The following is a 22,372-nucleotide window of genomic DNA, read 5'->3' as shown; positions in this document are numbered from 1 at the left end:
CTTATGGCAGAAAGGCTTTCATCCAGCGGGAGAAAGCCATTTTTATTCTACTATATCCTACATGAACAACCTTCATGTATTCTTTCTTCTATTCACTCTTCATGAATTCTTTAATCATTGGAATACGTTTCTTTGTATCTTCATACCCCAAGTCAAACCATCGTTGTAATAATTCCTTATCTTGTGTATAGCGTGTTACGCCATAATCTGCACTTGGTCTTAACACCAAAGCTTTACCTTCTTTTTCAAGTTTCTGTATAATCCCCCATTGTTTTTCATAATTCAAATGACGAATACGCAAATTATCTCGCACCTCTTTATTTCCAGGATACATCAAACGTGCTAATTTAATTTGCCAACTTGCGGCAGGTTTACGCACATAATTCTCTTCCTTTGTAGAAATGAATACATGCTTCTCCATACCTTGGCGTATGCTTTGTTCGATTGGAATCATATCGATCAATCCGGCATCCATATATTTTTGCCCTTGAAACTCCACAGGTCTTGTTAATAAAAACAAAGAACATGAAGCACGCATCAAGCGCTGTTCTTCAGGGTCAAAACTTTCCTTTGGAAAATATTCAATAGCATTGGTTTTCATGTTATAAACACCAATATCTAGTTGCGTTGGATTCTCCATAAATGCCTTGTAATCAAGTGGTGCATGTTTTTCTATGTATTTACATACATGATGAATTCCAAACACGCCACGTTCGGTAAACAATGGATATAATCCTATCGCCTTAGGATCACTTGCAGAGTCTACCCCTGTAATTCTAAGTCTTTCTCTTTGTCCAGAAACAAATGGTAACAATACCTCCGCACCAGCACTAATACCAGTCGTATACGGAAATGTTATATTCTCATCAAGGAAGCATTGAAGAACACCACAAGTATATGCAGCTTTAGTCCCTCCACCTTCACATATTAATCCTATTTTATCACTCATAATCTAAGCACCTCAATGTTAATATTATACTATTTCTTACTTCAATCGTAAAGAATAATCAAAAGAAACATAAATCTCTACGTTTCATCCTTTTTTCATCAAAAATCCATCTTCTCATTATCTTATAATTCATCCTTTATTTTTAACTACACCTATGTATCGAAAAAGAACAGCTTTCGCTGTTCTTTACGTTATTCTACTATATAGTCTTCCTGTTTAGCAGCCTCTTCTTTCCACTTTCTTCCGAAGTAGAAAGTACCTACTTGAACAATGAAGAATACTACCATCCATAATGTCCATGTATCCACAAACACCATTTTTAGCGTGATGTCTTCTGTAACACAGAATACAATTACAGAAAGTATTGCGATGACGCTAGAAGTAAGTTTCAACCATGTTTTACGTGTGTAAATAATATGATCTTTTCCTTCTTCCTCTTCCTCGTCTTCTTTCTTTCGTTTTGATACTAAAAGGAATATTGCTAGAACTAATGTTCCCCCTGCTAATAATAGATTTAATAATGCCCATGTTCCCTTATCCGCAGCTTTTGGAGTTTCTTTTTTCTTCACAACTTCCTTCCCATCGGTTTTTGGAGTCGTATTATTTGGTACTTGTACCTCAGGATTCACCACAACAACGCCTGGAATAAATGGTGGAGTCAGCGGTAATTGAGGAATTGGAGTAACTGGTGTAATAGTCGCAGTTACACGCAATATTCCTGATATGGTTTGAATTTCATAGTTGCTTGTTTTATCACTCGCACCCGCAAAAACTGTAATTTTGCTAACTTTGTTTTCACTTGTACCAACCGCTTGTTGTGAACCCGTTATTTCAACTTCCATCGTTTGCTCTTTTACTAAAGCATTTTCAGAAAGAGTATAACCAGGTTGAACAAGTGCTACATTATCAAATACCTTAGAGGCACTTTGGGCAGTGACTGTAATAGCTCGTTTTGCAATTACTACATGTCCTGTAAATACTTCTGAATCTTGAAAATTTTCATTTACTGCTTTTAAATATATTTCATAAGTCCCCGCCTCAGTAAAGGATGGAATATTTTTAGACCATTCTTTACCATCTTTTGAATATAGAACTTCACTGTTTTCCACTGTAGTTTCTACTTTTCCTACGGTATGATCTTCTCCATCATACGTAGCTTTTGTATCTTCTACTGATACTTTGTTTGAATCATTTGATGCTTTTACAACTTCTAATAATCCTTCAACATAATGGATTTCATAGTTTTTCGTTGTATCTTCTTTTCCAAATACAATGCGTGCATCCTTAACGACATTTTTCGCTGTTCCTACATTTGTAATAGAACCAACTACTTCTATAGATTCAATTTCTTGACCTTTTACTAAACCATCTTTGGATACACTGTATTCTTTACTAGTTAACGCTTCTTTGTTGTATGCACGTTTAGAACTTGATGCAGTAATAGTCACATCACGTTTTGCGATATTTACTTTTGATTTGATTACTGCAGAATCCTCATAATTATCATCTTTCGCTTGTACATAAACTGTATATTCTCCTGCTTCGATAAATTGTGGCTTCTCTTGTAACCATTCTTTACCATCTAATGAGTAATATACTTTTGCGCCATCAACTGTAGTTTCTACTTTTCCTACAGTATGATTTTCTCCATCATACGTAGCTTTTGTATCTTCTACTGATACTTTGTTTGTATCATTTGATGCTTTTACAACTTCTAATAATCCTTCTACATAATGGATTTTATAGTTATTTGTTGTATCTTCTTTTCCAAATACAATGCGTGCATCCTTAACGACATTTTTCGCTGTTCCTACATTTGTAATAGAACCAACTACTTCAATCGATCCAATTTCTTGACCTTTTACTAAACCATCTTTGGATACACCGTATTCTTTACTAGTTAACGCTTCTTTGTTGTATGCACGTTTAGAACTTGATGCAGTAATAGTCACATCACGTTTTGCGATAGTTACTTTTGATTTGATTACTGTAGAATCCTCATAATTATCATCTTTCGCTTGTACATAAACTGTATATTCTCCTGCTTCGATAAATTGTGGTTTCTCTTGTGACCATTCTTTACCATCTAATGAGTAATATACTTTTGCGCCATCAACTGTAGTTTCTACTTTGCCTACAGTATGATTTTCTCCATCATACGTAGCTTTTGTATCTTCTACTGATACTTTGTTTGTATCATTTGATGCTTTTACAACTTCTAATAATCCTTCTACATAATGGATTTTATAGTTATTTGTTGTATCTTCTTTTCCAAATACAATGCGTGCATCCTTAACAACATTTTTCGCTGTTCCTACATTTGTAATAGAACCAACTACTTCAATCGATCCAATTTCTTGACCTTTTACTAAACCATCTTTGGATACACCGTATTCTTTACTAGTTAACGCTTCTTTGTTGTATGCACGTTTAGAACTTGATGCAGTAATAGTCATATCACGTTTTGCGATATTTACTTTTGATTTGATTACTGCAGAATCCTCATAATTATCATCTTTCGCTTGTACATAAACTGTATATTCTCCTGCTTCGATAAATTGTGGTTTCTCTTGTGACCATTTTTTACCATTTAATGAGTAATATACTTTTGCGCCATCAACTGTGGTTTCTACTTTGCCTACAGTATGATCTTCTCCATCATACGTAGCTTTTGTATCTTCTACTGAAACTTTGTTTGTATCATTTGATGCTTTGTTGATTGTAAATTTAGCACCTTCTGTTTTAATTTCATAGTTCCCTAATTCCTTCACATTTGTTACTGTGATATCATAAGTTCCTACATTTTCTCCAGTTTTTCTTTCTACTGTATATTCAAATTGTGCTTCTTCTCCACTTACCACATTTTTTAGTTTTGCGCTAAGTGTTGGTTCACTTTCTTTATATACTTTTTGAGCTGGATTTGCTTGAATTGTTGCGATGCATTTTGTAATAACAATTTCTTCAGTTGCTATGGATTCCTTAAAGTTTGGATGTGTTGCACGAACTTGAACGATTGTTTTTCCTGCATTTGTGCGTGTTGGAATGGCTTCCTTCCAAGTTGTTCCTTCATCAATGCTGTATTCAATTTTGCTTCCTTCTAATGCTTTTGCTTCTTGTGCTTTAAGTTTCTCTCCATCGTATACCTTATTTACATTTTTAACGAAGATTCGATTTCCATCTGCACTTGCTTTGTGAATAGTGAATGTCGATGTTTTTGTGTCCACAGTATAGTTATCGCTGATTGCTACATTTTTGATATGAATTGTATACTTACCAGCATTTTCACCTGCATCTCTTTTCACTTCATATGCAATAGTATCGCCTTGCACCATACCAGTTACTTGAGCTATCAATTCTTTGTCTTTTTCACCAAATATCTTAGATGTTTCTATAGGCTGAATAGTCACAACTTTTTTATCAATGACAATGCTACTTTCTACTGGGTCTGCTGTCTTATAATTTGGATTTACTGCCTTTACGAATACAGGATAAGTTCCTGCATTTACATATTGTGGTGCATTTGTAGTCCACTCTTCTGGCTTAACATCCGCTTTTGTTGCGTAATAGAATGTAGTTCCTTTTTCTATAAGTGAAGAAACCTTTTTTAAGCCATGCTTCTCTCCATCATAAGTTGCTGTACCTGCGACTACAGTTACTGCATTTTTGCTTGCTTCTGCTGGAGTGATTTTGAAAATTGCTGTATCCGTTTTAATCGTATAGTTTGCACTTGCTTTTGCATTTTGAATTTCAATTGTATACTCTTTTACATCTTCTCCCGTATCTCTTACGATAGAATAGGTTGCTTTGTCTTCTTTAACTAATCCTTCTACACTTGCCTCTAATTTTGGATCTTCTTCTCCATATACTTTAGTTGCTGATTTAGGTTTAATTTGTATTTCTTTTTTATTGATGACAATACTACTTTCTACTGGATCTGCTGTCTTATAGTTTGGATTTACTGCCTTTACGAATACAGGATAAGTTCCTGCATTTACATATTGTGGTGCATTTGTAGTCCACTCTTCTGGCTCAGCATCCGCTTTTGTTGCGTAATAGAATATAGTTCCTTTTTCTATAAGTGAAGAAACCTTTTTTAAGCCATGCTTCTCTCCATCATAAGTTGCTGTACCTGCGACTACAGTTACTGCATTTTTACTTGCTTCTGCTGGAGTGATTTTGAAAATTGCTGTATCCGTTTTAATCGTATAGTTTGCACTTGCTTTTGCATTTTGAATTTCAATTGTATACTCTTTTACATCTTCGCCCGTATCTCTTACGATAGTATAGGTTGCTTTGTCTTCTTTAACTAATCCTTCTACACTTGCCTCTAATTTTGGATCTTCTTCTCCATATACTTTAGTTGCTGATTTAGGTTTAATTTGTATTTCTTTTTTGTTAATGACAATACTACTTTCCACAGGCTCTGTTGTCTTATAATTTGGATTTACTGCCTTTACGAATACAGGATAAGTTCCTGCATTTACATATTGTGGTGCATTTGTAGTCCACTCTTCTGGCTTAGCATCCGCTTTTGTTGCATAATAGAATGTAGTTCCTTTTTCTATAAGTGAAGAAACCTTTTTTAAGCCATGCTTCTCTCCATCATAAGTTGCTGTACCTGCAACTACAGTTACTGCATTTTTACTTGCTTCTGCTGGAGTGATTTTTAGAATCCCATTTACATATTTAATCTTATAGTTATCTGTTGTATCATCTTTTCCAAATACAATACGTGCATTTTTAGCAGTGTTTTCAGCTGTTCCTACATTTGTAATAGAACCAACCACTTCTACAGATCCAATTTCTTGTCCTTTTACTAAGCCATCTTTGGATACGGTGTATTTGTTTGATGTCAATGCTATGCCATTATAATCACGTTCTTCACTATCTGCTGTAATAGTGATTGGGCGGGCTGTGATTGATACCTTAGCTTCAAATACCTTTGAATCATGATAGTTCTTATCTCTAGCTTGAACATATACAGTATAATCTCCTTTTTCAGTAAAGGTTGGTTTTTCTTTTGACCACTCTTTACCATCAACAGAATAGTATACTTCCGCATCTTTAACTGATGTTTCTACTTCTCCTACGGTATGCTTTTCTCCATCATATACTTCTGTCGATGGTTTCACTGTTACTGTGTTCTTATCGTATGATGCAGGTTTTACACTTAATATTCCATTTACATACGTAATATCATAATTTTTGGTTGTATCTAGGGAGCCTTCTTTTGTTTTTATAATAGCATCACTTGCTACATTGTCTACCTTTTCTCCAACATTTGTAACAACACCCTTTACTTTTACAGATTCTATTATTTGGTTTTCTAATAAACCAGTTTGCTCCTTTTCATCAAATAAAGTATAAGAATAGTTACTATTTTTCTGTGGTTCTCCATTATAGGTAAATTCCTCAGAAGCTGCTTTAATTTCAAGAGGACGAGGAGAAATCGTGATATTTGCATCTACAATATTTGAATAATCCTTTCCTAAAAAGTAATCAAAATAAGCTCTAACTTTTACAGGATATGAAGTTACTTTATTTTCATCATTATATAAAACTTGACTATAAGATGGAGCTTTTTTAGTCCATGTCTCACCACCATCACTTGAATATTCAAATCCACTCGCATTTTCGGATACTTTTTCCCCTAATCCATGAGATTTCCCATCATAAACGGCATCTCCATTTTTAACAGTAAGAGTTAATTTAAAAGGCTCAACATATTTTGCATAGAACACTGTATTGGCAAGAAACGTCATACCTTCTTCATATTTCACATTTTTATCAGTATACCATCCTAAAAATTTATAATTGAGCAATCCATATTTCTTTGTAGCATCCGGTATTGTATCCAACACCTTACCACCCTTACCTATTTCAAAAGACCTCTCTTGAGAGGATTGATTATCTTTGAAATAGCCTCCATTAGGATTAAAAACTACATTTATTCTTTGAGAGTAATGAATATATAAATCTAGCTTATTGTTAGTAACATTAAACTCTTTGATACCCTCTCCATTTATTGAAAAGCTGGTTTTATCATAACTATAGGAGGTCCCGTTCAATTTAATTTCATTTAACAAGTTTAAATCATTAACTGTATTGTTGCCACTTTTAATTTTCATGGCACGTGTCATTTCATCATGCTCTTTTCCATCTAATACATAATGAATATTAACTTTCATAGCATCCGTATAGTGAGCATAATGTAGTTGCCATTTATTTTTTAATCCATCTTTTTTATGTGTGTTCACACTATCATACGTTACAATAGCTGATGCAAGTGCTCCTTTGTCTACATATACAAGAGAGCTTCCTGCCATTGGGTCTATTACTTTATATACTTTTCCATTTTCAAAACCGTTTATTCCATACGTACGTAATAGAGTATATCCATCTCCTCCCATGTTTAACATAGCTTCATAAATATAATCATACTTCTCATCAAAGGTATAGCGAAAACGATCGTCTTGATCGCTATTATTATTATTCAAAGTATCTGTAATTGCTGCATCTCCTGGTAAATAGATATCCGCAACTGTTATATCAATAAAATATGGATCTGTAGACGTACCATTACCACTTACGATTTGATAATTAGCTCCATCTGGAGTATAAGGGTATGACATACTCTTTGTATCGTTTTTCTTACTTATACTTTCTTTTTTAGCGTCATCTAAAGTTGGTTGTTTTATATCAGATGTTTCATTTTCTATTTTAACAACATGAATGGTTACCTTCTTATCTAACATTCCTGCTTCATAGTCAAAAAGAATAGATTCATTTTCATAAACTTTATCATCTATTGTTATAGATTCTATTTTATAACCATCAAGTGCACTTACACTCAATTTCCCTGGTTGTTTATTCCCTTGAAAAACAAGATACTTCTCTTCCTTCATTTGATTCTCTAACTGAATATTCATATGCAATATTGCAACACCTTCTGGTAATTGTGTTGTATCATTCAAAGTTGCATCAGGTGCATTTTCTGTTTGCACAGTTACATATTCGTTATGAATAATGCTCGTATCTTCTGCGATTATACGTACAAAGGCATCTGGTAATAGTTGTACACTCATCGCTAAGATAATTAGAAATTGTAAAAATTTCTTTTTCATATATTCTCCCTCCACTTTCTATTAATTCTTACATGGTCTATACCACGTCCATATTACATTATACGGTTAGAAAATTAGAAAATGGTTAGTTTTTGTCAAAATAAAATAAAAAATATCTATCTTGAAGACTAGACATTTTTTGTGTTCACTTGTTGTAAATGATAATGTATACGAACATCGTTTTTCTTTACCTTTGTACGAAATGCATTGCATACCCTCTGGGCTATATCAAACGCAATTTCTTTTGTTGGACAAACGAGTAAAGCGATATATTGAGACCGATTCACTTTTGTGAATACATCCCCACTTCTTAGTGTTTTGATCATTGTTGTTTTTAATTTTTGCATATACTCATCGGTATATGAGGAATCTTTTGTATCGATTTCAAACACATACAAATAGTACTGTGTATGCATTCGTTTGGCATCTCTTAACCGTTGTTCAAAGATTGAGTCAAAAATTGTTGTTGTACAATAGAAAGCTCCATTCTCAAATGTACGTTGTTGATAGTACATCATGATTTGTTCTGGTTCTATCTTTTGTTCATTACAATCGATAATCTCTTTATGAAGGTCTCTCATTCGTTTTGAAAGCTCTAATTCATATACATATACTAATAGATTTGTAGCTTTGTGGTAATATTCATTTGCTTGTGCAAGATTTCCCTCTTTCACATACGCAAGAATTTGGTAGTAATATATATCTTCATTGCTAGGTTCTAACGACATCGCCTTTGATGTTAAAGCTTTCACATCATCATAGCGAGAATCCTTTAAACAATATTCACAAACAGGCGCAATGTAGCGTAAGAAACTACAACGATATTGTTCTTCTTTTTGTAAAAACCACACAATACTACCACTATAATATAACTTTCCTTTATATAATAAGAACAATTCTCTAATGTTTTGATAATCACATGCTTGATATTGTTGTTTCATTGCGAGGGTATGATGTAATTCTTCAAATTGATGACAATCACTATCCCATAACATATTTGGATGAAAACAATATCCATTCTTATCCGTCTTTATCAAATCTAATGTGCTAAATAATGGAATGTTCTTTAAAATCTTTCTCAACCTACATATATGAAACTTCAATGCACTATCAGGGTTATCGTTATTGTCCCATAGGATATCTATGAGTTTTTCTTTTGAAACGCTTTTCCCATGATGTAGAATGAGTACCTCTAACAAGTTTGAAGTATGTTTCGATAGATAATCATTTAAATGAATAGTTTCATCTTGGTAGGTAATCGAAAAATCTTGAAACAGCGTAATATACATTTCATGTTTAAGTCCCATATGGAATCCCCCTTCGAGGTTCTTACATCATTGGCGAGAATAAATTTAGGACAGCACGCATTATTTTCACTCGTAGTGAAACATTGCAACACTCTTCCATTGTCACCAAATGACTTTTTTCCAGCGTTTCCATATAATCCTTTTTCACATCCATAACCACTTTGCTCTTGTAAAACCAAACACCACATTCATAGTGTAAATAATACGAACGATAATCCATATTGACAGTTCCCACAATTGCCATTTCATCGTCCACCACAAAGGTTTTGCTATGTACAAATCCTGGTGTATATTCATAAATACGAACTCCACCTTCGATCAAATCTTTATAATTGGAACGTGTTAATTCAAACACGTACCACTTATCTGGAATATGAGGCACGAGAATTCGTACATCGATTCCATTTTTTGCCGCTAATAATAAAGCTGTCTTCATTTCATTATCAATGACCAAGTAAGGGGTACTTGCATACACATACTTGGAAGCTCCATTGATCATATTGATGTGTGTGTACTCTCCAACATTTTCTTCATCTGTTGGACTATCACTATAAGGTTGTACATATCCATCATTTTGAATATCCACGAACTCTTTTACATCCGCTTTATAGGTATAGACATCATCTTTTTCTTTTTCATCGTAGTTCCAAAATTGTAGAAACATCAAGGTAAAGTTCCAAACTGCCTCACCTTTGATCATTACACTACAATCTTTCCAATGACCAAAGCGTTTCTTACGATTGATGTATTCATCCGCAAGATTAACTCCTCCTGTCATCGCCACTTTACCATCTACCACCAAGATTTTACGATGGTCTCGATTGTTCATCTGAATTGCTAAACGGGGCTTAATAGGATTAAATACTTTTGCTTTGATGCCCAAATTTAACAATATTTTGTAATAGTCCGTAGGAAGATAGGTAATACAACCAAAGTCATCATACATAACACGTACTTCTACTCCTTGTTTCACCTTTTCTACTAAAACATCCAAAATTGTATCCCACATATACCCTGGAGCTATAATAAAATATTCCATAAAAATAAACTTCTCAGCTTTTTTCAATTCTTCAATCATTGCGTCAAATTTATCTTCACCTAAAGGAAAGAACGTCGTCTCTGTATGATTATAAATAGGAAAGATGGCATTCTTCCATAAGTAGTTAGCTTGTTTATGCGCAATTGGGTTTTCTTTTTCCAATTCTGCCATGATTTCTGCATTCTGCCAAGCAATCTCTTGATAAATACTGATTGCTTCTGTATCTCTTTTCCGTAGTTCTTTTGGTACTTTTTGACCACCAAACAGCAGATAAATCAATCCACCAAAAACAGGTAATCCCATAATCAACAATACCCATGCTATCTTATAGGTAGGATTATCATTTTTATTGATAATATATACGCTCATACAAAAACTTAATGCTATTAATATGAAATATATCCAGACGAAGTACTCGCTTAACTGAAACACAATTTCAAGAAATACAACGAGCTGAATTAAAATCAGCACGCCTATAATCACAATTTTATTATGTAAAAGTGAAAATATCTTACGAATCATGTTTCTTTCCTCCTATCCATTATTTTTCATTATGTAAATAACGTACCATCATTTCTGTAATTTCATCAAGCTTTTTCTCGTCAATCACTGTATCTTTCCCCGTTCCAGTACCTAAAACATATAGATTTCCATCTTTATCAACTTCACCTGAAGAGATTAAAACAGCTTTTTTAAAGAAAGACATCGCAGATTGCATACGCATATCTTCGCTTAATTTAACAGTTTCTACAGTATGTTTCTTTTGTGGAAAATGCTTCACGATATCAGCAGCTAGTTTACGATTTTGTGGATTGTATCCGATGCGTGTTTGTGAACCATTAGCAATACAATCAAAACAAATAAGATTTGGATTTTTTCCATTTTCAGTGAAATACTTCATACTAGAATCCGCCCCTAGAAAATGCAACTTATTCTTATCTGTGAACAAAAAGGCAACCTTTCTTCGTTCATCTTTATCCAATTTTCTGGCAATTTCTACAACTGCCGCAATACTTGCGGAGTTTCTATTAAAGTTGTTTTTGTTTCGAAAACCATGCAACATCATATATACCAAAGTAAATGTTAATATAAACATAACGAGTGATAATGAAAAGTTCGCGATGTTGGATGTTAGTCTTGGTTGAACTAGATATACTCCAACAAATACAAAAGCAAATACAATCAATAAAGGAACATACGTAGCCATCATTGTCTTACTTGCCGTTTTCGTTCCATCCATCGGGAAATAAAGAACCTTATTCCAAAACTTTTTTTCTGGTGTATCATAAGGAACCACGATGAGTGTCTTCGCTTGTTTCAAGTTTCCAAATAAATAAGAATTTGATCTAGAAACTAATTTCTTCCCAAGAATCATCTCTGATGAATAGCCTAATGCGGACATATCTTCATGCAATGCACTCAAAAATTTCTTCTTTTGAGAGCGTGTAAAACGACATCCAAATGTGGTTGTATATTTTTCTAATAATGTTTTTTCCATTACTTTTACCTCCTGCGTAATATTCATATTATACAAGATTTTCTCTGTGGATGATAGATGTATTCGCGTTGCTCCTCATATTTTTTAAAAAAGTGCTTGTATTCAAGCACTAAGTAGTTATTTCTATCGTTTTCTCGAAAGGGTTATTGTAAGCTCTAATAAATACCAATGGTTTCCCATTCTTACTACGTATGATGCTTTCAATCATAATGACTGGTACAGTAATCTTTAAATGCAATAGATTTGCGTACTGTGCTGGTACAATCACTGCGTGAAATCGCTGTGTAACCGTACCTTGTTCAATTAAAGCATCAATATCTAGAAGACTACGAAGATCGTTTACATCCTCATCACGATATAAACTTCTAATGAAGTAGACTTCTTCAACACTCAGAGGACGACCTTCCACTTTATTCAATCGAACGATACGCAAGATTTGTTCATCAGAACTGATATCCAAATAGGGCGCAGCATCTTCCGCATTCTTTAAGCTGAAATAAATAATATTGTAGTCCGTAGATTCATTATTTTGAAGTATTTCAGTTGCGGTATTTTTCTTGATAAGTTTTTGATCTGCGACGAACGTTCCTTTATTTTTGTCACGATAAAGGACGCCTTCCTCAACTAATTCGTTAACTGCATTTCTTACAGTCATACGACTCGCATCGTATTTTACCGCAAGATCGCGTTCAGAGGCGATTGGTGAATTCACTGGTTTCCCTTGAATTTCTTCATTGATCTGTTGTTTGATTTCTAAGTATCTAGGGACAGCCAAAATCATTCACCTCCTCTTAAATAGAATGTTTAGCGCATGAAACCAAATGTTTTCCATGGTTTGATATAATCCAACAACATGGTTTCATTTTCTGGAATATGCCCAATAACATTCTTTCTTCCATCATTCGGCATATCTTTCAATACAATGTGCACTTCACCCTTATAACGTAGGTAATTGTCGTTAACGATTACCACATCCCCTCTTTTAAGATCACGTGTATTTTTTGGTGGAACACTTTCATTGACATAGGTCACACGAGGCATCGTGCTTCTTGCCATATACTCACTCATGTCTCCCCTGACAAAGTGAGGGTGTTCAAATAATATCTTTTCTTCTGTAGAATGTAATTCTGCTTCATAATCGATTTTGAAGGTCAGCTTTCCTGGATCTATTTTAGAAAGTGTCGCTAATTCTTCTTCACTTGCATAACAGTTCGCAATGATTACATCATCTACTAGACGAGTCGCAAATAAATGTCTTGCAGCTACATCAATTGGTAAATCGCGGTGTATTTCCAAAGTACACAAGCCTTCATTCACCGCCCAAGGACCAAATGTCCCAGATTCTTGCGAAGAAATAAATGCTGCTACTTTAATATTCAAATTCTTGATATCCTGACTGCATTTCTCAAAATGTTCATAACTAATTCCACTATAACGTTGTGGATAGAAATTATGACATGTGATAATGTTATCCAGTTTTGGATAATGACTCATAATGTTATCTAAGTATTTTGTTCCTAAACTTGCGTTGATTTCTATTTTAAGGTTTTGAGGATTGTATGTCATCATTGCTTCTTTAAGACTGTCAAAACCTTCATCTAAACGAATTCCATCCGCATGCATTTCTTCAAAAAATGAAAGATCATCATAAGATATTCTCAATTTATCAAAGACAAATGGGGCAACATCCAATATCACTTCCATTCCATAGGAATGTGCATGATCAATCAATTCACGAAATTCTGCTAAGATTTCTTCTCGTTCTTTTTCAACGCTTAACAAGCAAGTAAAGATACGTTTAAATCCATAGTTCGCTGCTTGTGTTACATAAGCCTTGTCTTTTTCCAAAGTCGAATGCTCTGGATAAAGTGAAATTCCTAATCTAGCCATGATTAGCCTCCTTTGAGTTTCATGCTTTACGCATAAATCTTAGTCATTTTCGATTGCAGTTGTTTGTTCTTGTTCTTTCTCAATTTCTTTTCTACTTTTTTCTTCTTGTACATATTTTTCAATTGCACGAAGAAGTTTTACTGCTCTTTTTGTCGCTTTTTTCTTATAGAATAGATTGACAAGTTTGAAGTTCAAGTCTTTACTCTTTGTAGTACCCATAAAATCTTCTTTATAAGTAACTCCAATGTAGCCATCTTCTAAATCTTCAACTTTATAAGATAACGTGTTTTGTCCAGTAACAGAATCAAATATCGCACTATAATCATGAGGTGGATTCCATTCTGTAATGGTTACTTTTACATCACCTTTACGTTTCACTTTATTTTTCATAACCTTTGTATAAGTAAAACCTTTATGAATTTGACTTACACGTGTTCTTTTCCCAGTGATGTCTGCTATATCGTATGCAACAGATTCTGCAACACAGTTAAAAAAGTCCTCTGCACTCACATATAGTTTTTCTTGAACTACTACCATTGTTAATCTCTCCTTTTTCTCAAGCGTTTATTTATTCAAAACCGTGATTCTCTACTACTTCTTTAAACCAGTAACCTGATTTTTTGATCGTACGTTTTTGTGTCTTTAAATCTAACTCCACAAAACCATAACGATTCTTATATGCATTCAACCAACTCCAGCAGTCGATAAACGTCCACACGTGATAGCCGATGCAGTTACTTCCTTCTTCAATTCCTTTTGCTAACCATCTTAAATGGTCTTTATAAAATTCTATACGATAATCATCTTGAATTTGCCCATTTACTTTAAAACGGTCTTCATTCTCTACACCCATACCATTTTCAGTAATCATCCATTCGATGTTTCCATAGTTTTCTTTGATGTTGATTGCGATGTCATAAATCCCTCTAGGATAGATTTCCCATCCACGATATGGATTCATTTTTCTTCCTGGCATTACATAAGGATCAAAGTAATAGGTTGGCATAAATGGTGCATCTGGATTTGGCATATCTGCTTTTGCACAGACGCGTACTGGCTGGTAATAGTTTACTCCTAAGAAATCTACAGTATTATTTGCGATAATATCCATATCTTCTTTCGTGTATGTAGGCATTATATCATGTTTTTTAATGATATCAATCAGCATTGGATCATATTTTCCTTTTACAGATGGATCTAGAAAGCTCTTATTCGCAAAAAGCTCTGCGATTGTGGCTGCTTTCACATCTGCTGGATGTGAACTTCTAGGATATGCTGGTGTTAAATTCAACACGATTCCAATCTTTCCACCTTGTTTTAATGCATGATATTCTTGGATTGCTAATGCACTAGCTAAAGCTGTATGATAAGCTACTTGAACAGCAGCTTTTGGATCTACAACACAAGGATAATGATAGCACTGTAAATATCCACACTCTACGTGTACGATTGGTTCATTGAATGTAAACCAATGTTTTACGACATCTCCAAACAAAGTAAAACATGTTTTTGCATACGCACGATAATGATCTACTACCTCGCGACTTTCCCATCCTCCAATCGTCTGCATTTCTACAGGCATATCAAAGTGGAACAGATTTACAAATGGTTCAATCCCATTTTCTTTTAGTTCTTTAAATACAGATGTATAGAAAGTAACGGCTTTTTGGTTAACCTCACCAAATCCCTTTGGAAACATACGTGACCAAGAAATAGATGTACGAAAAGAATTATGTCCTGTTTCCTTTAGTAATTGGATATCCTCTTTATAATTTTTATAAAATGTAGATGTGTCTTGTGGACCTATCTCATCATGAAACTTAAAAGGTTCTTCTTCATACCAAAGATCCCAAATGTCTTTTCCTTTATCTTCTGGTGTATGTGCACCTTCACTCTGCGTAGAGCTTGTTGCACTTCCAAAAAAGAAATCCTTAGCGAATGTTACCATTTCCCATTCTTTCTCCTTTCCTTTTTCATAGCCTTTTTCATAATGATAACTCCAATAAGAACAATTACCAAACCACCGATAATCATAATCATTTGTTGTGTAACATTACTTGATGACACTGGAGATAAGACGATGAATAAGAATCCGATTCCGATTAAAAAAACTTGCCAATTGCCCCATTTTTCCATAATATTTACCTCTTTCTTTTATTCCTTTTATTTTGCTTCAATTTTTTTATTTAATGCAATAAATTTTTCTGCTAAAATTTTAAAGGTTTCTGCACTCATCAATTGATCTTCCGCATGTAACAGTAATAATACGATTTCTGTTTTCTCACCAGATGCTTCTTTTTGGATCAATTTTGCATGTGCAGCATGACCTTCTGTGAAGTAATCTTCACCTTCTTTGATTTTCGCTTCTGCTTCATCAAATTTGCCTTCTGTAGCTAAATCCATAGCTTCGATATAGCTTCCTCTTGCCATTCCAACACTTGAAATGATTTGGAAACAAATTAATTCAATACCTTCCATATCTTGATCTCCTTTTTTTAAAAAGCGGGAGAAGGACAACCCTCTCCCTGCTTATTGTTTTTGCTTATTCAGCAACTGCATCAGCAGCAGCTTCTTCTTTTGCTTGCATTCTGTTTGCTAACATTACGAATGGTGTCCATAGTAAGAATGAAACTCCCAAACATAAGATAGATACTAATGCAGCCATGATGTTTCCACCTGTTCCCATCCAAGCATAGAATCCTACTGGCATAACCCAAGGAACTTGTACGAATACTGGAGGAATAATTCCAGCAACTGTGAAACCATAAGCGATGGCAGCACATACTGGTGGAACTAATAACCAAGGAATAATGTATACTGGGTTCAACACGATTGGCATACCGAAGATGATAGGCTCATTGATGTTGAATACACCCATTGGTGCAGCTAATTTAGCAACTGCTTTAGAATCATCACGTTTAGAGAATAAGAAGATTGCGATGATAAGACCTAAGGTAACCCCTGAACCACCCATTTGAGCGTAAGCATCAAATGATCCACGAGTCCAAACATATTTCATAGTCTCTGTAGAATGTGTTTTGTTGAATACATCTAAGTTGTCAAGTAATGCTGGTGTATAGATACCTTCGATAATTGGTGCCATAACATTTGATCCGTGAAGACCAAAGAACCAGAATAATTGAACTAAGAATACGATTAAGATTACACTGAAGAATCCTTGAGACATTTCCAACATTGGTTGTTGAATATATTTCAAGATTAAATCATTTGGATATAATCCAGTAGATACTACACAAAGCTGCGTAATAATACCGAAAACGTAGATTGCAATAATCCCTGGTATGATTGCTGCAAACGCGTTGCTTACTGCTGGAGGTACTGTGTCTGGTAATTTGATAGTAATTTTTTTAATCATCAGTTTGATGTAGATCATTGAAGATAAAAGTCCAACAATCAAGCAAGTAAATAATCCGGCAGCACCTGTATAGCTACTTCCTAAGTTACCCCATGTTCCAACGCCACCAATTGCACTAACACCTGCATCATTTGCCGCACCTACAGTTAAACCTGCATCGGTTAATGCTTTTGCAACATCTGGTGCAATGTTTGTCATATTAAATGAAGCTGTAACACCTTGACTCATACAAGCCACAACGGAAGCGAATGCTACAACACCACCTGCGATTGGGTTAACATCGTAAGATTTTGCTAAGTGATAACCTAATGCAAATGTGAAACATAAACCTAAGATAACGATTGAACCAAAGTATACGTTACCATTTACGTTAATGACCTGCGTCATTGCTGTTGTAAAACTGTTTCCTTCACCCCACCATGTATTTGGTAAATCACGGAAGAATACGTTTAATAATACTGCGAAACTACCTACCATTGTTACTGGCATGATAGAGATAAATCCATCACGGATAGCTACTAAATGCTTCTGACTACCAATTTTGGCAGCGATTGGCATAAAGTGCTTTTCCATCCAATTCATAAATCCGTTCATAATTTTTTTCTTTCCTTTCACGTGTTTTTCTTTCAATAATTTAAATTCGGAACTTTATTCGATTCCTAGAAGCTTAAGCGCCTGCTCTAAAACTTTTTCCCCATTCATCTGTCCATATGCCTGCATGTCGATGACTGTAACAGGTTTAGAACCGGCCAATGTCTTCATTTTTGATTCTAAGAAACGAACCTGTGGTCCTAGCATAAGAATATCAGCTTTTCCAATATTATTAGCCGCTTCCGCATCAGCAACTGCCCAAATTTCGGCTTCTAAACCTTTTTTTGTCGCAGAGTCTTTCATTTTGTTCACCATCAAGCTGGTAGACATTCCGGCAGAACAAACTAGCAGAACTTTAACCATCTTCATTCCTCCTTTCCAGTTGGTATATACCACTTTATACACTTATGATACCATGTATTTCTAAAAATGCAACCGTTTTCTTTTATTTTTTTTCTTTCACATAATTTCGTTTTAAAAACTAAGCATCCAACTCCCTATATATAATATAGCAAGATAAATAAAGGCTTTTTTGATACTTTTTTATTTATACATACGAAAAATATTTATTTTTATCAAAATTATGGACACGCTTTCAAACGTGTGCTAGAATTGGTATAGACCATTTATGTAAATATATGGTTGTTCCAGAAAGGTCTAGACCACTTTATATTTTCATTAGACCAAGCAGAAGGAGGTATTATATGAAGAAAGATGCAGTTAAGATCGTAACGATTGGTGGTGGGAGCAGTTACACACCAGAATTGGTAGAAGGGTTCATAAAACGTTATGATACACTACCTGTTCGCGAATTGTGGTTAGTTGATATTGAGGAAGGACGTCAAAAGTTGGAAACCGTTGGAGCTTTAGCGCAACGAATGGTAGCCAAAGCTGGTGTCCCAATGAAAGTCATTCTAAGCTATGATCGCAGAGAAGCATTAAAGGATGCTGACTTTGTTACTACGCAAATGCGTATCGGTCGCTTGCCTGCTCGTGTGGAAGACGAAAGAATTCCATTGAGCCATGGTATGATAGGTCAGGAAACAAATGGTGCTGGAGGAATGTTTAAAGCATTTCGCACAATACCAGTCATTCTTGATATTGTAAAAGATATGGAGGAGTTGTGTCCTGATGCATGGTTGATCAACTTTACAAATCCAGCTGGAATGGTAACGGAGGCTGTCCTTCGTTATACAAACTTCAAAAAAGCGATTGGATTATGTAATGTACCAGTCAACATGGTTGCCGGATTAGCAAATATTTTCCAAGTAGAGGAATCCCGCGTAACGTTGGAGTTACAGGGAGTTAATCACTTTATATTTGCAACAGATGTCTTTGTTGATGGAGTATCTGTAATTGATGAAGCAGTAGAACGCTATGCCAATGTAACTGAAGAAGACACAATCGCTATGAAAAATTTTGTATCTTTACCATATTCACCTTCCTTCATCCGTGGATTACACGCGATTCCTTGCCCATATCACAATTACTATTTCTTTACACAAGAACAACTCAATGAAGAGTTGGAACAATTTAAAGAAGGTAAGGTTCGTGGTGAAGTCGTAAGTAAAGTAGAGGAAGAACTCTTCGAACTTTACAGTCATAAAGATTTGGATGTGAAACCAAAACAGTTGGAACAACGTGGAGGTGCCAAGTATTCAGATGCTGCCTGCAATCTAATACAGTCCATCTATAATGACAGCGGAGACATCCAGTATGTAGATGTAAGAAACAATGGAGCTATTTCTAACTTACCAGATGACAGTGCGGTAGAAGTTGCATGCCGTATCACAGCGGACGGCCCTAAGCCGCTGGCTACTGGTGAACTTAAAGTTCAAATTAATGGGTATGTCCAGATGATGAAATCATTTGAACGTATGGTTGTAGATGCCGCAATACGTGGTGACCGCAATCTTGCGATAACTGCCCTAAACTTGAATCCTCTCTGTCCAAGTGATGCATTAGCTAACATTGTAATTGACGAACTACTGGAAGCACACAAAGACTACCTTCCTCAATTCAAGAAATAATCTTGGATCAGTTATCTTTTGATAACACGACTGCTGGAAGGCAGTCTTTTTTTTAGATTACGAAATTAATATCATGCAAAAAAACGGACACCTAATGGTGTCCTTCATTCTTATACCTACTTCTTTGTTATGCTTGATATCTTCATGATTGCATCGCGATACATGCGAAAACCTTTTGCAAAGCAATGATATAATCATCAATTAAATCCATTGTTATAATCAAAGGACAATACGTTCTAATCACTCTTTCATTAGGCTTTACTCCAATAATGAACCCTAGCTCAAACAAGCTTCTCTCTATTTCCAGCATTGTTTGAGAAGAAATGCTCTTAGACAATTCGATACATTGCATCAATCCAATTCCCCTAATCTCTGCAATAATTGAATAGTCTTGTTGTAACTCTTTATACTTTTTCATAAAATAAAAAGCCATAATATTTGATTTATCCAACAATCGTTCACGTTTGATTTTTGATAGAACTTCATAGGCCACTCTACACCCAAGTGGATCGTTTTGATGAGATTGTGCATAATGAAAATCCACTTTTTGAGTTTCTAGCACCGTATCTCCATGAATGATAACTGCACTTACTGGATAACCATTTCCAACACCTTTGCCAACAGCAACCACATGTGGCTTCAAATCATAGTGCATATAGCCAAACCATTTCCCAGTTCGCCCGATTCCACAAGTTACCTCATCAACCACGATAACAATATCATTTTCTACACATAACATCCCAAGTGCACTCACAAGGTTCTTCGAAGGCAGTTTAACCAAACCCGAACTATTGCCTGGTTCAAATACAAATATTCCTACTTTAGAAAAATCGACTTGAAGGGATATTTCTTTATAGTATTGCTCTACACTTTTATTCTCACGATAATCCCACTCAATAAATTCCCATTCTTGTTTAGGTTTTTGCATACAATTCCCATAAGCAGATAGATATTGTTCTTTCAAACAAACACATTTTTTATTTGGACGTATATTTTTCGCAAGTTGAACCCCATACTCTACCGCTTCACTTCCAGATGATAGAAAAACGCATTTACCGTCCTTCCAATTTGTAATATTTAACAATTCCTCTGCGCACTTTTCTGCAATTTGATGACCATATTTATAACCACAGTGAACAATCGTATCAACCTGTTGATGAATCGCTTTATTTATGTCTTCATCACAATGTCCTAACGGTAGTATCCAAACTCCAGCCTCCAAATCAAGGTATTTATTACCTTCATTATCATATACATAACATCCTTTCGCATAAGCAATATTCTTTTGATACATCTTATAGCCAGTGCTATTTAATAAAACATCCATTTCCCTATCGCCTCCTACTCATAAGACATACTCATATAATTTATAATTTGTCCATCCAGTATCCTCATAATACATCTCAATCATATCAATGTATTTAAACCCAATGCTGACATACAACTTTTCTGCTGGAATATTTCCCTGTAATACATCAAGGCGAATCGCCTTGATCCCATTACATTTTCCTATTGATAACACTTCTTCGATCATTGCTTTTGCGAAACCTTTCCCTGATTGCTTAGGATGAACACCCAGTGCATGAATCACGTATACTTCCTTTGATTCAATATTTGATGTCCATTGAATTGTTTGATAGCCTTCATTGGCTTCCTGATTTATGATCATAACTGATACAATATCATCATCTAATTCACCAATATAAAGTTCTCTATTTTCAATCGAATTTTTCAATAACAAAAAATCTGGATAAATGTCTTTCTTCCATCCAGGTGAATATCTTGAAGTTTGCATTTCATCTATCAATGAATGATAAAACTTTCTAACTTTGTTTAATTCACTGGGTATAGCTTGTCTTATAACAAACATGTAATCTCCTTTATCTAACGCTACTTTGTAAAGTACTAATACTTTTTAACAAACTTTGAAATCAAAGCTCTACAAGTAGCCATTTGAATACAAGCATAAAAGTCTTTCGTTACTTCATGGCCGTGTCCTACGGTTGTCGCATGATTGGCATCCTCAACGCTCTCCCAGAGAACAAAATCTGTCCATGTATTATCCTGTACATAATGTTCCCAAGATATAAAACCCTTTGCTTTAGAAATCACTTCATCATGTAACTTTTGTGTTTTCTCAGTAAACTCACTTTCTGTTACATTCTTTTTAATTTTGTATGAAAAAATCCATGCTGTTTTGGCCATATACTTTCTCCTTTATAAATCTGATTTATATAGCTACATTATATCGTTATAAAATATAGATATCAAGCTTTCACCCAAGGGTTTGATGTTGTATCTCATTTCTTTGATGAAACCATTTTTATATAATTCACCTATAATCGAGTAGGAGATAAATAATTATTTTATTTATCGTCCTCTCACACCACCGTACGTACGGTTCCGTATACGGCGGTTCAGTATATTTTATATAGAATTGTTTTTATAGAGGGTTTCCATTGCTAGGAATCCTCTTTTCTCTAGAACTTTATTAGGAATCGCTCTACACATGATGAATGAACTTGCTACTCTGGCATACCCTTTTCGCGTGTTCGCCCATTCCCATGC

At 34.7% G+C, this 22,372-nt stretch carries 17 protein-coding genes; 1 reads left to right on the top strand and 16 read right to left on the bottom strand.

The annotated features are described in order from the left end of the window. Positions 1 to 88: 88 nt before the first annotated feature. The 13 genes from ACWG0P_RS07715 to ACWG0P_RS07655 form a co-directional block, all read right to left on the bottom strand. Positions 89 to 949 carry a patatin-like phospholipase family protein gene (locus ACWG0P_RS07715; protein ID WP_455790469.1) on the bottom strand — a complete coding sequence of 287 codons (861 nt, stop codon included), beginning with the start codon at positions 947 to 949 and terminating at the stop codon, positions 89 to 91. A gap of 191 nt (positions 950 to 1,140) precedes the next feature. Next, positions 1,141 to 8,073, bottom strand: a complete 6,933-nt coding sequence (locus tag ACWG0P_RS07710) for an MBG domain-containing protein (protein ID WP_455801229.1) — start codon at positions 8,071 to 8,073, stop codon at positions 1,141 to 1,143. Positions 8,074 to 8,201: 128 nt separating this feature from the next. Further along, positions 8,202 to 9,380 carry an AfsR/SARP family transcriptional regulator gene (locus ACWG0P_RS07705; protein ID WP_455801228.1) on the bottom strand — a complete coding sequence of 393 codons (1,179 nt, stop codon included), beginning with the start codon at positions 9,378 to 9,380 and terminating at the stop codon, positions 8,202 to 8,204. 22 nt (positions 9,381 to 9,402) lie between these two features. Then, complete coding sequence (gene cls, locus ACWG0P_RS07700) at positions 9,403 to 10,941, bottom strand: cardiolipin synthase (protein WP_455801227.1); 1,539 nt, start codon at positions 10,939 to 10,941, stop codon at positions 9,403 to 9,405. Between the two features lie 19 nt (positions 10,942 to 10,960). After that, positions 10,961 to 11,917: a hypothetical protein gene (locus tag ACWG0P_RS07695; RefSeq protein WP_455790462.1), complete on the bottom strand. Its 957-nt coding sequence runs from the start codon at positions 11,915 to 11,917 to the stop codon at positions 10,961 to 10,963. 109 nt (positions 11,918 to 12,026) lie between these two features. Continuing rightward, positions 12,027 to 12,698, bottom strand: coding sequence for a GntR family transcriptional regulator (locus ACWG0P_RS07690; protein ID WP_455790461.1), 672 nt, complete (start codon positions 12,696 to 12,698; stop codon positions 12,027 to 12,029). A 23-nt stretch (positions 12,699 to 12,721) separates the two neighbouring features. After that, entirely contained in the window at positions 12,722 to 13,807 is a 1,086-nt protein-coding gene (locus ACWG0P_RS07685) for a DUF871 domain-containing protein (RefSeq protein ID WP_455801226.1), read from the bottom strand. Positions 13,808 to 13,846: 39 nt separating this feature from the next. Further along, on the bottom strand, positions 13,847 to 14,344 hold the full coding sequence (locus tag ACWG0P_RS07680) for a DUF3284 domain-containing protein (RefSeq protein ID WP_455801225.1): 498 nt from the start codon (positions 14,342 to 14,344) through the stop codon (positions 13,847 to 13,849). 31 nt (positions 14,345 to 14,375) lie between these two features. Next, positions 14,376 to 15,755 (bottom strand): glycoside hydrolase family 1 protein, encoded by a 1,380-nt coding sequence (locus ACWG0P_RS07675; protein ID WP_455801224.1) that lies wholly within the window; start codon positions 15,753 to 15,755, stop codon positions 14,376 to 14,378. Beyond that, a complete protein-coding gene (locus ACWG0P_RS07670; protein WP_455790455.1) occupies positions 15,749 to 15,943 on the bottom strand; it encodes a DUF1420 family protein in 195 nt (64 codons plus the stop codon). The genes ACWG0P_RS07675 and ACWG0P_RS07670 overlap by 7 nt, the downstream gene beginning before the upstream one ends. Positions 15,944 to 15,970: 27 nt before the next feature. Beyond that, on the bottom strand, positions 15,971 to 16,285 hold the full coding sequence (locus ACWG0P_RS07665) for a PTS lactose/cellobiose transporter subunit IIA (RefSeq protein WP_455790453.1): 315 nt from the start codon (positions 16,283 to 16,285) through the stop codon (positions 15,971 to 15,973). 64 nt (positions 16,286 to 16,349) lie between these two features. Next, positions 16,350 to 17,777, bottom strand: coding sequence for a PTS sugar transporter subunit IIC (locus tag ACWG0P_RS07660; RefSeq protein ID WP_455801223.1), 1,428 nt, complete (start codon positions 17,775 to 17,777; stop codon positions 16,350 to 16,352). Between the two features lie 54 nt (positions 17,778 to 17,831). After that, complete coding sequence (locus tag ACWG0P_RS07655) at positions 17,832 to 18,137, bottom strand: PTS sugar transporter subunit IIB (RefSeq protein WP_455801222.1); 306 nt, start codon at positions 18,135 to 18,137, stop codon at positions 17,832 to 17,834. A gap of 341 nt (positions 18,138 to 18,478) precedes the next feature. On the opposite strand from ACWG0P_RS07655, the gene ACWG0P_RS07650 reads away from it, so the two are divergent. Continuing rightward, positions 18,479 to 19,804, top strand: coding sequence for a 6-phospho-beta-glucosidase (locus ACWG0P_RS07650; protein ID WP_455801221.1), 1,326 nt, complete (start codon positions 18,479 to 18,481; stop codon positions 19,802 to 19,804). Positions 19,805 to 19,946: 142 nt separating this feature from the next. Here the strand turns inward: ACWG0P_RS07650 and ACWG0P_RS07645 are convergent, their stop codons facing one another. From ACWG0P_RS07645 to ACWG0P_RS07635, 3 genes are read right to left on the bottom strand one after another with little or no spacing between them, the layout of a single operon-like run. Continuing rightward, positions 19,947 to 21,131, bottom strand: a complete 1,185-nt coding sequence (locus ACWG0P_RS07645; protein WP_455801220.1) for an aminotransferase class III-fold pyridoxal phosphate-dependent enzyme — start codon at positions 21,129 to 21,131, stop codon at positions 19,947 to 19,949. 18 nt (positions 21,132 to 21,149) lie between these two features. Beyond that, on the bottom strand, positions 21,150 to 21,674 hold the full coding sequence (locus ACWG0P_RS07640; RefSeq protein ID WP_455801219.1) for a GNAT family N-acetyltransferase: 525 nt from the start codon (positions 21,672 to 21,674) through the stop codon (positions 21,150 to 21,152). Positions 21,675 to 21,709: 35 nt separating this feature from the next. Next, positions 21,710 to 22,009: a hypothetical protein gene (locus tag ACWG0P_RS07635; RefSeq protein WP_455801218.1), complete on the bottom strand. Its 300-nt coding sequence runs from the start codon at positions 22,007 to 22,009 to the stop codon at positions 21,710 to 21,712. Between the last annotated feature and the right edge of the window lie 363 nt (positions 22,010 to 22,372).

The organism is Amedibacillus sp. YH-ame6, assembly GCF_053848845.1.
This window is presented reverse-complemented; position numbering and strand designations above follow the sequence as displayed.

Excerpts from the sequence above, each read along its gene's own strand:
- ACWG0P_RS07715 (WP_455790469.1), bottom strand. The coding sequence starts at position 949 with ATGAGTGATAAAATAGGATTAATATGTGAAGGTGGAGGGACTAAAGCT.
- ACWG0P_RS07710 (WP_455801229.1), bottom strand. The coding sequence starts at position 8,073 with ATGAAAAAGAAATTTTTACAATTTCTAATTATCTTAGCGATGAGTGTA.
- ACWG0P_RS07705 (WP_455801228.1), bottom strand. The coding sequence starts at position 9,380 with ATGGGACTTAAACATGAAATGTATATTACGCTGTTTCAAGATTTTTCG.
- cls (WP_455801227.1), bottom strand. The coding sequence starts at position 10,941 with ATGATTCGTAAGATATTTTCACTTTTACATAATAAAATTGTGATTATA.
- ACWG0P_RS07695 (WP_455790462.1), bottom strand. The coding sequence starts at position 11,917 with ATGGAAAAAACATTATTAGAAAAATATACAACCACATTTGGATGTCGT.
- ACWG0P_RS07690 (WP_455790461.1), bottom strand. The coding sequence starts at position 12,698 with ATGATTTTGGCTGTCCCTAGATACTTAGAAATCAAACAACAGATCAAT.
- ACWG0P_RS07685 (WP_455801226.1), bottom strand. The coding sequence starts at position 13,807 with ATGGCTAGATTAGGAATTTCACTTTATCCAGAGCATTCGACTTTGGAA.
- ACWG0P_RS07680 (WP_455801225.1), bottom strand. The coding sequence starts at position 14,344 with ATGGTAGTAGTTCAAGAAAAACTATATGTGAGTGCAGAGGACTTTTTT.
- ACWG0P_RS07675 (WP_455801224.1), bottom strand. The coding sequence starts at position 15,755 with ATGGTAACATTCGCTAAGGATTTCTTTTTTGGAAGTGCAACAAGCTCT.
- ACWG0P_RS07670 (WP_455790455.1), bottom strand. The coding sequence starts at position 15,943 with ATGGAAAAATGGGGCAATTGGCAAGTTTTTTTAATCGGAATCGGATTC.
- ACWG0P_RS07665 (WP_455790453.1), bottom strand. The coding sequence starts at position 16,285 with ATGGAAGGTATTGAATTAATTTGTTTCCAAATCATTTCAAGTGTTGGA.
- ACWG0P_RS07660 (WP_455801223.1), bottom strand. The coding sequence starts at position 17,777 with ATGAACGGATTTATGAATTGGATGGAAAAGCACTTTATGCCAATCGCT.
- ACWG0P_RS07655 (WP_455801222.1), bottom strand. The coding sequence starts at position 18,137 with ATGGTTAAAGTTCTGCTAGTTTGTTCTGCCGGAATGTCTACCAGCTTG.
- ACWG0P_RS07650 (WP_455801221.1), top strand. The coding sequence starts at position 18,479 with ATGAAGAAAGATGCAGTTAAGATCGTAACGATTGGTGGTGGGAGCAGT.
- ACWG0P_RS07645 (WP_455801220.1), bottom strand. The coding sequence starts at position 21,131 with ATGGATGTTTTATTAAATAGCACTGGCTATAAGATGTATCAAAAGAAT.
- ACWG0P_RS07640 (WP_455801219.1), bottom strand. The coding sequence starts at position 21,674 with ATGTTTGTTATAAGACAAGCTATACCCAGTGAATTAAACAAAGTTAGA.
- ACWG0P_RS07635 (WP_455801218.1), bottom strand. The coding sequence starts at position 22,009 with ATGGCCAAAACAGCATGGATTTTTTCATACAAAATTAAAAAGAATGTA.